11 protein-coding genes are annotated in these 10,179 nt (G+C 55.8%); 6 read left to right on the top strand and 5 right to left on the bottom strand.

The features are described 5' to 3' along the window. Positions 1-131 precede the first annotated feature (131 nt). Together Q371_RS23705 and Q371_RS23700 are read left to right on the top strand one after the other, a co-directional pair. A complete protein-coding gene (locus Q371_RS23705; RefSeq protein WP_034345666.1) occupies positions 132-896 on the top strand; it encodes a class I SAM-dependent DNA methyltransferase in 765 nt (254 codons plus the stop codon). Then, entirely contained in the window at positions 889-1,848 is a 960-nt protein-coding gene (locus Q371_RS23700; protein ID WP_034345664.1) for an NAD(P)H-dependent glycerol-3-phosphate dehydrogenase, read from the top strand. Before Q371_RS23705 ends, Q371_RS23700 begins: the two co-directional genes overlap by 8 nt. Before the next feature lie 258 nt (positions 1,849-2,106). Here the strand turns inward: Q371_RS23700 and Q371_RS23695 are convergent, their stop codons facing one another. Further along, positions 2,107-3,318: an MFS transporter gene (locus tag Q371_RS23695; protein WP_051965165.1), complete on the bottom strand. Its 1,212-nt coding sequence runs from the start codon at positions 3,316-3,318 to the stop codon at positions 2,107-2,109. 73 nt (positions 3,319-3,391) lie between these two features. On the opposite strand from Q371_RS23695, the gene Q371_RS23690 reads away from it, so the two are divergent. After that, the gene (locus Q371_RS23690) at positions 3,392-4,042 is read left to right on the top strand and encodes a winged helix-turn-helix domain-containing protein (RefSeq protein WP_034345661.1); all 651 of its coding nucleotides are present in this window, start codon (positions 3,392-3,394) and stop codon (positions 4,040-4,042) included. After that, positions 4,039-4,686 carry a winged helix-turn-helix domain-containing protein gene (locus Q371_RS26290; protein WP_051965164.1) on the top strand — a complete coding sequence of 216 codons (648 nt, stop codon included), beginning with the start codon at positions 4,039-4,041 and terminating at the stop codon, positions 4,684-4,686. Before Q371_RS23690 ends, Q371_RS26290 begins: the two co-directional genes overlap by 4 nt. 203 nt (positions 4,687-4,889) lie before the next feature. Here the strand turns inward: Q371_RS26290 and Q371_RS23680 are convergent, their stop codons facing one another. Further along, a complete protein-coding gene (locus Q371_RS23680) occupies positions 4,890-5,783 on the bottom strand; it encodes an alpha/beta fold hydrolase (protein ID WP_034345657.1) in 894 nt (297 codons plus the stop codon). A 257-nt stretch (positions 5,784-6,040) separates the two neighbouring features. Between Q371_RS23680 and Q371_RS23675 the strand changes: the two genes are divergently transcribed. Together Q371_RS23675 and Q371_RS23670 are read left to right on the top strand one after the other, a co-directional pair. Then, positions 6,041-6,556 (top strand): M23 family metallopeptidase, encoded by a 516-nt coding sequence (locus tag Q371_RS23675; protein ID WP_034345655.1) that lies wholly within the window; start codon positions 6,041-6,043, stop codon positions 6,554-6,556. A gap of 292 nt (positions 6,557-6,848) precedes the next feature. After that, positions 6,849-7,664, top strand: a complete 816-nt coding sequence (locus Q371_RS23670) for an alpha/beta fold hydrolase (protein ID WP_169743920.1) — start codon at positions 6,849-6,851, stop codon at positions 7,662-7,664. 173 nt (positions 7,665-7,837) lie between these two features. Here Q371_RS23670 and Q371_RS23665 read toward each other — a convergent pair whose 3' ends face one another. Genes Q371_RS23665 through Q371_RS23655 form a run of 3 tightly spaced genes read right to left on the bottom strand, consistent with a single transcriptional unit; the run spans position 7,838 to position 9,884 of the window. Further along, positions 7,838-8,188, bottom strand: a complete 351-nt coding sequence (locus Q371_RS23665) for a 2Fe-2S iron-sulfur cluster-binding protein (RefSeq protein ID WP_034345650.1) — start codon at positions 8,186-8,188, stop codon at positions 7,838-7,840. Between the two features lie 23 nt (positions 8,189-8,211). After that, positions 8,212-9,114 carry a carbohydrate kinase family protein gene (locus Q371_RS23660; protein WP_034345646.1) on the bottom strand — a complete coding sequence of 301 codons (903 nt, stop codon included), beginning with the start codon at positions 9,112-9,114 and terminating at the stop codon, positions 8,212-8,214. Next, positions 9,111-9,884, bottom strand: a complete 774-nt coding sequence (locus tag Q371_RS23655; protein WP_034345644.1) for an HAD-IIB family hydrolase — start codon at positions 9,882-9,884, stop codon at positions 9,111-9,113. The genes Q371_RS23660 and Q371_RS23655 overlap by 4 nt, the downstream gene beginning before the upstream one ends. Positions 9,885-10,179: the final 295 nt, after the last annotated feature.

Below are 10,179 nucleotides of genomic sequence, written 5' to 3'. Positions count from 1 at the left end.
GCTCTCGGCTCTCGGCTCTCGGCTCTCGGCTCTGTCTTGGCCCTGACTACGCGCTTGCAGGACGGCCTGCTTCGCGCTGGGCCGCTGGCTCTCGGCTCTCGGCCTTCCCCGAGCCCTGATAAAATACCCCTGTGACCACCCATCAAGCTCCATTTACCGCCCTCGCCAGCGTTTACGACGCCATCATGAGTGAAATTGAATATGACGGCTGGGCAGAGTTCGTCCTGGGTTTTCTGAAATCTGAGGGATACACCCCTGACCATGTCCTCGATCTGGCTTGCGGAACGGGCAACAGCACCCGTCCATTTGCAGAGGCTGGCCTCAAAGTGACCGGCCTTGACCTGTCCAGAGACATGCTCGGGGTGGCCCAGAGGAAGCTGCCTGAAGTGGCTTTCGTGCAGGGCAGCCTGACCGATTTTCAGTTGCCTGACAAATTTGACCTGATCACCTGCATGTTTGATTCGATCAACAACCTCCTCACCCATGAAGACATGCTGGCCTGCCTGAATCAGGTCAAAAAGCACCTCTCGGAAGACGGATGGTTTGTGGCCGATGTGAACACCCGTGCGGGCCTCCGTGACCTCTGGGAAGGCGGAGAAATCGAAGGGGTGGTGCAGGCCGAAGACGGTCAGGACGTGCACTACCACTGGTCCCACCACTACGACGAGGCCAGAGAACTGGGCATGATTCAGGCGTTTTTCCGCATGGAAGACGGCTCGGAGTTCATCGAGCAGCACACCGAGCGGGGATACGACCCACAGGAATTGGGAGAGCTTCTTGAGAAAGCGGGTTTTCAGGACATCACCGTTTGTGAATACCCCGATTACGCCGAGCCTGAAGAGGACACCCCCAGAGTCTGGGTGTTTGCCCGCCTGAAGAAGGTGCACCGTGGCTAAAGTTGCTGTTCTGGGCGCAGGTGGCTGGGGTACGGCTCTGGCTTCGATGCTGCACCAGCATGCCCGGAGTGTGGTGCTGTGGGCCAGACGCCCCGAGTTCACGCAGGAACTGCTGACGTTACGGGAAAACCGGGATTACCTGCCCGGTGTGCCCCTCCCCGATGATTTGCCGATCACTTCCGATCTGGAACAGGCTCTGGACCACGCCACCCTCGCTCTGGTGGTGGTGCCCAGCGTGGGTGTACAAGAACTTCTGGAACAACTGCCCAGAGAAATGCCCATTGTGCTGTGCGCCAAGGGATTGGGCAAAGGCGGAGAGCGCCTGACCCAGATTGCTGTGGACATGGGTTTCCAGAAGGTTGGGGTGCTCTCTGGACCAAACCATGCAGAAGAGGTGGGCAGAGGGCTTCCTGCCGCCACCGTGGTTGCCAGTGAAGACGAGGATTTCGCCACACTGGCCCAGACTTTTCTGATGACCCCCACCTTCCGGGTGTACACCTCCACCGATCTGGTGGGCGTGGAACTTGGAGGGGTTTTGAAGAACGTGATTGCTGTGGCCGCCGGAATTGTGGATGGTCTGCAACTCGGGGACAACGCCAAATCTGCCCTGATGACCCGCGCCCTCAAAGAGATGCAGCGCTACCTTTCAGCTCAGGGAGCAGAAGAAGACACGGTGTTCGGGCTTTCCGGGCTCGGGGATTTGATTGCCACCTGCACCAGCCAGCACTCCAGAAACCGGGCTGCCGGAGAGAAAATCGGTCAGGGACAGGACCCGAGGCAGGGAGGCAAGGTCATCGAGGGCATTCGCAGCACCTACCTGTTGCATGAATGGGCCAAAACCCATCAGGCCGACCTGCCGATTGTGGAGGTCGTGTACAACGTGCTGGAAAACCGCATCACCCTGATGCAAGGGGTCAGCATCCTGATGGGACGCAAAGCCAAGCCCGAGTAACTGCAAAAAAAATGATCCCGAGTGTGCGGCTCGGGATCCACCAGAGGAAGAAGTGTGAACGCAGTGTACTGGCTTTTTTCAAAAGGCCTTGGGAGAAATCCCACACAGTAAAGGTTTGCTTAATCTTTCATCACTGGTGTTGGTCAACCTGAGCTGTCCTGTAAGATGTTTTCTCGCTGTAAACTGTCTACTGTAAACTGTGAACTTGTCTGTGCGAGGATCACATGCACACCCTCTCCTGTGACCCTACCCCAGAACTCAGGTGGTGGCTGCCTTTTTCTGAATGGACTTTCCAGAGAGCACGCCCCACAGAACGGCCATCAGCACGGTGACGAAAGACGCTCCAGCAAAGGCCAGACTGGCTGGAATCTGGTCGGCGACCCCGGAAACCGCCAGAATCATCAGGGGCATGCCAATCTGGGCCACGCTCCCGAGCACCCCGAACACCCGGCCCCGGTACTGGGCTTCCACGGTGCCTTGCAGCAGTACAGCAATGTAGGTGTTGGCAAAAGCCACCATCACCCCCATCAGGCCAGAGGCCCCGAACAGCAGCCACAGGTGTTTCTGGGACAGCATGCCCAGCAGGCACACCCCGAGTCCGAACAGGCCCAGAAAGACCATCTGTCTTGGATTCCATTTGTTGCCATAAATCGAGATCAGGATGCTGCCCAGCACCATGCCCCCAGAGAAAGCCCCCATCCAGAAGCCGTACCCTTTGGCCCCCAGTCCGATGTCTTGCATGATGCGTGGGGTCAGGACCTGCGTGGGGGCCAGAGATCCGTTGATCAGGAAGGCCATGACCATCACCATCAAGAGGATCTGATTCTTGGCGATGATGTTGAGGCCCGCTTTCATGCCCTGCCAGAACGGCTCGGGTTTGGCAGGGTGCATTCTGGGAATGTCCACGAAAAAGAAAATCAGGGCCATCACAAAAAAGGTGATCGAGTCGATCAAAATGGCATTGGCCGTGCCCAGCGTGGAGATGAGCAGCCCTCCTCCGACCAGTCCCAGAAGTTGCATGGTCTGGGTGGCGGTGCTTAAAAGGCCGTTGGCTCTGGGAAGCTCAGCTCTGGGCACCAGTTCAGGAAAGATTTTTCCGGCAGCAGGGCGGTAAAGCACCCCGATCAGGCTGAAAATCACCGTGAACAGGTAAATCAAGGGGACCGTGAGCATGCTCTGGGCGGCCAGATACACCACCCCGAGGCCAATCAGGCCGCGCAGCACATCTCCCACAATCAGGGGGGGTTTGAGGGGGATGCGGTCCATCAGGTTGCCGGCAAAAGGACTCAGGATTCCCGGAAGCATCGAGAGGGCCAGATTGATGCCCATGCTGGTTGCGGATCCGGTGAGGTCCAGAATCAGGAAACTCATGGCGATGCCGTTCAGGGCGTCTCCGAAACTGGACTGGGCGGTTCCCAGCCAGTACAGGGTGAAGTTTTTGTTCCAGAGTTGGGTGGATGCGCTGTTCATGTTTTGATGGTGCCCTCAGGGCTACTCCAGAAGAAACACTGATTTTCAAGTAGCTTTTTGACACCATGAAGACATGACCCTGCCGGAAGTGGATGCTGAAAAACAGAGCAGTGCTTTGCTGCTGGAGGACCTCAACCGCAAAATTGTGCAAGCTTGCATCCCTCAGGCGCACACCCTCAGCGAGCTGGCTGAACTTTTGCACACTGAAATGAATCCCCTCCACTACCGGGTCCAGCGGCTTTTGAAAGCCGGGTTTTTGAGCATCTCCCACATCGAAAAACGGGCAGGCAGGCCCATCAAACACTACCGCGCAACCCGAGAGACCTTTTTTGTGCCCTTCAGATACACCCCCTACGAGGACATGGCCTCGTACTGCTACGGCCTGACCTCCTCCTCAATGAAAGGTTTCTGGGAAAGTGCCTTTCAGAAGGCGCAGGAACTCTCTGGAGAGTGGGGACTCTGCATGGCCTACAGTCCCAGAAGGAAAAGTTTTGTGATGCAAGTCCAGCGCGAACATGATGTCCGGGGCGAAAAGAGCGACATGGAACAGTGGTCCATGGAAAACCACATTCTCGGCACTTTTGACCGCCTGCACCTCGCGCCTCCAGAAGCCCACGCCATGTACCACGAGCTGCTGGAAGTGTACCGCAAGTACGCCCAGAAGCAGGATTTGCGGGCCAGGGTGCACTGGGTCGGTCTGTTTTTTGCGGAGGAACGGTCATGATTGAGATTGCTGAAAAGATCAACTGCAACGTGCTGCTCCATCCGACCAACCAGCGCATTCTGGGGGAATGCATGCTGAAAGCCTGCACCCTCAAGGATCTGGTGGAAGAACTCCATCTGGACATGAGCGAAGCCCACTACAGGGTCCAGCAGCTCATGAGAGCAGGCATTTTGAAAGTGGACAGAGAAGAAAAACGGGCAGGCAGACCCATCAAATACTACATTCCCACACAGGAAAAATTCTTCTTGCCCTTCAAAGACACCCCGTACAACACGCTGGTGGATTTCATGTCCCAGCAACTCACCCCGATCTTGCAGCGGTTTGTTGAACTGGTGTTTCGCAATGCCCCCCATTTGGGAGAATGGGGACTCGGATTTGAAATTTTAAGCAAGGACCAGAAGCTGGCCACGGTGTTTCATCAGCAGCGACCCGATCCGTCCCACCCCGTAAACCATGAGGATTTGATGTTCCAGCAAAGGGTTCTGGGGATGTGGCAAATTCTGGAACTCACCCCTGAAACCTCCCGCGAAATGAAAAAGGAACTGATGGACCTCTACGAAAAATACCGCCAGAAACAAAGCCCTGACGGTGAAAAGCATCTGTATGGGGTTTTTCTGACGCCCGGTGACCTGCAGGACACCTGAGGGAAAGCGTTCAGTGGTCAGCGATCCGCTTTCAGTGAAAAGACCACCCAGCAGCTTTTGCTTTCGAAAAAAGCAGCACAGTCCCCTCAGGTTTTTCCAGCCCAAGGGGCAAAACGAGAACTTTCCTTCTTGCTGACGGCTGACCGCTTTTTCAGTGGAGATGCCAATGGCCAGACTTTTTGCTTGCCCTGACATCCACTCCATCAATCCAGCAAAATGCGGTCCAGAGCGTCCACAAAGTCCTCTGGAGCATCCAGCCACGGATAATGTCCGGCATCCAGCACGGTGATGTCTGCGCCAGCAAGGTCTTCGAGCCACTGGACCTGATCAGGGTAACTGGTGCGGTCATGCTGGCCTGCAATGGCCACAATTGGGCATTCCTGCTCCACCAGAAAACCGGGATACTCGAATTCCCACATTCCAGCACGCACAAAAGCCTCCTGCACCTCACCGCTGCCCAGCAGTTGGGCCTCCACATCGGAAAATTCCAGACGCATGCGGGCCTGCACGTCCTTGAACTGCATGTGGTTCAAAAGGTCACGGGCATTCAGCAGTTCAAAAGCTTTCTCCACACGGGCTGCGCCCACCAGAGGGTACTCGTCTTCCTTGAGGTTCTGGAGGATTTCAGCTCTGGGATCTTCAAAAGGCTTACCGGTGAACTCAGCAGCAGCTTTCAGCAGTTCGAGGGCCAGTTCAGGCATGTGAATCCACGGGTTGACCGTGACCACTTTTTGCACATGCTGCGGATACCTGCGCCCATACTCCAGCGCAATCAGTGCCCCAAAACCATGTCCCAGAGGGGTGAAGGTGTCCAGAGCCAGAAATTCTCGCACGGCTTCCAGGTCCTCCACCAGATCATCGATCAGCAGGGTGTCCTGCTTGAGTTCCCCACTGCGTCCACTGCCCCTCTGGTCGAGGTAGATCATGTGGTAATGGGTCAGGTCCTCGCCGATCAGGTCGCGAAAGGAAGAACTGTTGTAACCGGGACCGCCATGCAGGTAAATGAGGGCAGGATTTTCAGGATCTCCCACCTGCTCGAAGTACAGGTCCACACCGTTCAGGTGTTCGAAGTAAGTTTCATCCAGCCATTCGCTCATACGGGGACAAGTTTATCACCCTCTGGATGGGGAGAAGGTTGAGGGGGAACAGTTGGGGGCAAAGTGCAGAAAGCTGAAAGCAGAAGGCAGAAGGCAGAAGGCAAATCAGGCTTTGGCTTTTGGGTGGTGTTTTTGCAGTGTGTTGGCTTTCCAGATTCGATTTGTAGGCCAAAGCACTGGAGGGATGGCTTTTTGCCTTCGTCCTTCAGCCTTCTGCCCTCACTTCTCATCCAAAACTTGAAACACTGAAAACACCTATGGCAAAAGCCCTCCGATGGATCCTCCCCCTGTTGATTTTGATTGGCATTGGCGTCTTGCTTTACCCTTACCTGAAAAATGCTGCACGGTATGCCCAGCTCATGCGTGAACCCATGCCCGAGAACCTGCCCATTCCCGTGCAGGGCGTGAAACCCCGTCAGCTTGTGGACACCTGGGGTGGGGCCAGAAGCGAAGGCCGCAAGCATGAAGGCATCGACATTTTTGCCAAAACCGGAACCCCGATCCTCAGCAGCACAAAGGGGATGGTCACCCGCATCGGATGGAACCGTCTGGGAGGGGAGACGGTGACCGTGCTCGGGCCGGGGGGGAATTACCACTATTACGCCCACCTCTCGAAGTATGCCGATGTCAAAGTGGGCGATTGGATCGAGGCTGGAACCGTGATCGGTTACGTGGGCAACACTGGAAATGCCCGAGGCACACCTCCGCATTTGCATTACGGCATTTACGATTTCAAGTGGAAAGCCATGAATCCCTATCCTTACCTCAAATGATCCTGATTTGCAGGGTCAAAGAGCGGTCAGCTTTCAGCCGTCAGCGGTCAGCAAGAAGGAAGGTCTTCTGACTTTTTGAGCTTCAAAAATCTGATTTGGCTTTCGCTTTTCGTGTTTTGATCTGACTGTTCCCTACAGCAAAAGCCTCTGGGTGGGCTTTTCACTGAAACCTGATCGCTGACGGCTGACCGCTTGTTCAGTGGATATGCCAAAGGTCGGACTTTTGTAGTGAACTTTCCCCTATTTGAAATGACCGATGTGCAAAAAAGCCAGAGGTTGGACAATGGAAAAGATGCCAGAACTCAAACTTGATGGATGCAGCTTGCATTACCAGACCGCAGGACAGGGAAGCCCGATCGTTTTCATTCACGCCGGGGTGGCAGACCTCAGCATGTGGGCACAGCAGGTGGAGGCCTTTAAAGACCAGCATCAAGTGGTCACCTACGACACCAGAGGTTACGGCCAGTCTTTCACCGAAGATGTGGAATTCTCCAACCGTCAGGACCTCAAAAACCTGCTGGACAGCCTCGGACTCAAACAGGTGGTGCTGGTTGGATGCTCCAGAGGAGGCAGCATCGCCATTGACTTCACACTGGAGTTCCCAGAATATGTGCGGGCTCTGGTAATGGTGTGTGCCGGGGTGAACGGGGTGGATTTCAGCGCTTTTGAACCCACCGAAGCAGAACAGCAATTCTGGGGTCAGATGGAGGCTCTGGCAGCCGCGCAGGACTGGGAACCCCTCAGCCATCTGGAAGCCCGTTACTGGTTGGATGGCCCCAATTCACCAGAGCACCGTGCAGACCCTGACCTGCGTGCCTACATCCAGCAGGCCATGCTGAAAAAATACCAGAAGCACCAGCACTCTGGAAAACCCAGTGTGCTGAATCCACCTGCCGGACAGCGCCTCTCCGAAATCCAGATTCCCGTTCTGGTGATGCAGGGTCTTCATGACGAAAGCCCCACAGTTTTTATGGCAGACCACCTTGCCCAGCATTTGCCCAACGTCCGAAAAGTGACGTTTGAAGACGCTGCGCACGTGCCCAATCTGGAGGTTCCAGAGCAATTCAATGCAGCATTGCAGGAATTTCTGGAAAGGGCCGAGGGCTGATGTAGGGCGAGGCACGCCTCGCCCCTACAACCCCATTGACGCTTTTCTCTACGTGTAGCACGATGCTCTCGGCTCTCGGCTCTCGGCTCTCGGCTCTCGGCTCTCGGCTTCAGGGCGAGGCATCGCCGAGCCCTCAAAAGCCTTCTGCCTTCGTCTTTCCGCCTTCTGCTTTTTTACCCCAGATATTCCGGCTCTGGCTCAATGTGCTCTGCGGGCTTGGTCCCTGCATCCAGACCTGTGCTGGTGGTGGTTTTGATGGTGCGCAAAGACAGGTCAGATTCGCAGGTGATCTGGCAACTGAGTCTGCCCTGACCGAACATTCCTTTGGCCTCCAGGACGGTTTTCTCGGCAGCGGTCATGGGGGTGGGTTCTCCAGAGAGGACTTCCACCATGCAGGTGGTGCAACGGGCTTTGCCACCGCAGCGGTGCAGGACATCCACGCCTGCATCTTCAAGGGCGAGCACCAGTCTTTTGCCTGTTTCGATTTCGAATGTACCGTAATTTTCCACCGTGACTCTGGGCATATCCCGATCATTCTAGCGGAATGTCAGCCCTGTTGCAGTGTAGAAAAGACACTTTCCAGTTCAGGTTCTGACAGAAAACCTTCGCTGCTGCCCACCGTACCAATTTTCACCCCTGCAAAAACCACGGCACGTTGCAGGGCTTCCAGAGGATGCATCCCACGGGCATAAAAGTGGGTGAAACTGGCACACAGGGCGTCTCCTGCACCAACAGTGCTTTTGACCGTTCCCCTCTGGTAAGCAGGCACATGGGACAGGGTGCGGTCATGGTACAGCAGGGCTCCGTGTGCCCCCAGACCCACCACGATGGCCTCGGTGCCGTACAGGCGAGCGAGCTTGGGTGCAAAGTGCTCTGGGGCTTCTGGCAGCTTCTCATGGCTGAAAAACAACACCTCTGCATGCTCCAGAAAGGGGAGGTTGTATTCGTGGACAAGGCCCTGCAAATCCTGCACATCGGTCACGAAAGGGATGCCACTCTGGACCACCTCTGGCACCAGAGGCTTCACAAAAGGGGCATTGGTCATCACTGCGAAATGCACCCCTTGCAAGGCTTCTCTGAACAGGGAAACAGAAAAACCGGACTCTGAAAGGTCTTTGAGGTCCGTGAAAATCTGCCTTCTGCCTGTCGGATCGTTCAGGACCACTGCCTGAGGGGTTTCGGTCAGCACTTCGGACAGGTGTTTCACAGAAAGACCAGACTGCTGGACCTGACTTCTCACCAGTTGCCCAAGCAGATCTGGTGCAGTCAAAGCCGCAAAATGCACCTCGCTCCCGAGGGTTTTCAGGGCTCTGGCAACATTGAAGCCCACCCCTCCAACTCTGGTGTTGGTCTGGAACTTTAAATAATTGACGGGCTGATAGTCCAGAGGAAAACCCGAGATGGGAACGCTGGTTTCCACATTCACGTTTCCGCAGACCAGCAGTTTCATTTTGTGTGCCCCTCCAGAAAACGCCTCAGCCAGCCCGCAATGTCCGAAGGGTGGTCCAGCTTTTCATCAGAGACCTCTTCCAGATAAGACATGTGCCCGACCTGCACGGCATGCCCTGCCAGACGGAGCATTTCGATGTCGTTGTCGCTGTCTCCAAAAACCGTGGTGTCCTGCAAGTCCACCCCGAGGGTGCTCGCAATGTACTTGAGGGCCTCGGCTTTGTTGGCCTGTGTGGGGGTGATGGTCAGAAAATGCAGGTAAGGCACCTGCCCTCCTGTGAGGGTCAGGTGGGGCATCTCTGCAAGCAGGGTGGTTTTCAGCTCTGGAACGCTGGTGTGGTCCACATTGAGTTTCATCACCTGCTCGCCGTAGACCTCCTCGAAAGGTTTGACTGGCAGGTAACGGCTCCACCGTTTGCTGCGTTCTCCTTCAGGGGCACGGGTGAAAAAATGCGTGGTGGAAAAAGCATACAGCTCGGCTTCCGTGTGGGTGAACTTTGCGATCTTCTCCACATCTTCCCGAGAGATCAAGTGCTGGACATGGATTTCATCTTGAATCCGCACCTGCCCTCCATTGCTGGTGGCTCTGGCGTGGTGGGGGAGGCGGGCCAGAAAATCCGCAGGCAATTCCCAGCGTCCGGTGATCAGGGCAATCTTGATCCCAGCGTCATGGGCCTGCTGAACCAGAGGAAAAATCTCCTCTGGGACCGTCTGGGTGTGTTCGTCGTAAAGGGTGCCGTCAAAGTCAAAGGCCAGAAGGTGGGTGCTCACAGGGTTTTTATTTTAGACCTTGTTGGGGTTTGCAGAAAGCACAGAGGCCGAGGGCCAAGGGCCGAGGGCTAAAAATGCTTTTGCTAAAGCATTCAGGGCGCAGCACGCTGTCTTGTACAAAACAGGAGACCACATGCTGGTCTCCTTGTCCGCTGCGCCCCTGCACAATTTCCTTGACGATTTTTGCTGTGTGGCACATCATGCTCTCGGCTCTCGGCTCTCGGCTCTCGGCTCTCGGCTCTCGGCTCTCGGCTCTCGGCTCTCGGCTCTCGGCTCTCGGCTCTCGGCTCTCGGC

This window comes from Deinococcus misasensis DSM 22328 (assembly GCF_000745915.1).
Taxonomy (GTDB): domain Bacteria; phylum Deinococcota; class Deinococci; order Deinococcales; family Deinococcaceae; genus Deinococcus_C; species Deinococcus_C misasensis.
The sequence above is the reverse complement of the archived record's forward strand: the minus strand, read 5'-3'. Positions and strand labels throughout refer to the sequence as shown.

Coding starts and splice junctions, on each gene's coding strand:
- Q371_RS26290 (WP_051965164.1), top strand. CDS start 4,039: ATGATTGAGATTGCTGAAAAGATCAACTGCAACGTGCTGCTCCATCCG.
- Q371_RS23690 (WP_034345661.1), top strand. CDS start 3,392: ATGACCCTGCCGGAAGTGGATGCTGAAAAACAGAGCAGTGCTTTGCTG.
- Q371_RS23695 (WP_051965165.1), bottom strand. CDS start 3,318: ATGAACAGCGCATCCACCCAACTCTGGAACAAAAACTTCACCCTGTAC.
- Q371_RS23675 (WP_034345655.1), top strand. CDS start 6,041: ATGGCAAAAGCCCTCCGATGGATCCTCCCCCTGTTGATTTTGATTGGC.
- Q371_RS23670 (WP_169743920.1), top strand. CDS start 6,849: ATGCCAGAACTCAAACTTGATGGATGCAGCTTGCATTACCAGACCGCA.
- Q371_RS23665 (WP_034345650.1), bottom strand. CDS start 8,188: ATGCCCAGAGTCACGGTGGAAAATTACGGTACATTCGAAATCGAAACA.
- Q371_RS23660 (WP_034345646.1), bottom strand. CDS start 9,114: ATGAAACTGCTGGTCTGCGGAAACGTGAATGTGGAAACCAGCGTTCCC.
- Q371_RS23680 (WP_034345657.1), bottom strand. CDS start 5,783: ATGAGCGAATGGCTGGATGAAACTTACTTCGAACACCTGAACGGTGTG.